The 588-nt window shown below is 34.9% G+C and carries 1 protein-coding gene; it reads left to right on the top strand.

Annotation, left to right across the window (positions count from 1 at the left end; translation table 11 throughout):
• Nucleotides 1-551, top strand: a 551-nt coding sequence (locus tag ACTQ53_RS17580) for a serine hydrolase (protein ID WP_441934610.1), incomplete at its 5' end; no start/stop codon positions are given.
• Nucleotides 552-588 lie beyond the last annotated feature (37 nt).

Raw genomic sequence — 588 nt, 5'->3', positions numbered from 1 at the left:
ATCTGTTGCGCTATACTCTTTCCCAGAGCGACAATAATGCAAGCAATATCATGTTTAAGAATATGCTCAATACTGCACAAACAGACAGTTTTATAGCGAAACTCATACCACGTTCGAGTTTTCAGATAGCTTATACAGAAGAGGAAATGTCCGCTGACCATGACAAAGCTTACTCTAATTACACATCTCCTCTTGGTGCTGCAATGTTGATGAATCGTTTGTTTACAGAAAGTCTTATCAGTAATGAGAAACAAGATTTCATTAAGAATGCATTGAAAGAATGTAAAACAGGTATAGATAGGATAGTAGCTCCACTTCTTGATAAAGAAGGGGTTGTAATAGCACATAAGACAGGTTCTGGTTATGTCAATGAAAATGGTATTCTTGCAGCTCAGAATGATGTAGCCTATATATGTCTGCCTAATAAGGTCTGCTATACCTTAGCTGTATTTGTTAAGGATTTCAAGGGAAATGAATCACAAGCGTCACAATTTGTTGCGCATATATCAGCGGTAGTATATTCTTTATTAATCAATACTGCGTTAAATTAATATTTAATCGTCTGTAAATCAATAACTTATATTAAGA

The organism is Prevotella sp. Sow4_E9_plate, assembly GCF_052116205.1.
In the GTDB taxonomy this organism is placed as follows: domain Bacteria; phylum Bacteroidota; class Bacteroidia; order Bacteroidales; family Bacteroidaceae; genus Prevotella.
Note: the sequence above shows the minus strand (reverse complement) of the source record. Positions and strands in the feature narration are given on the sequence as shown.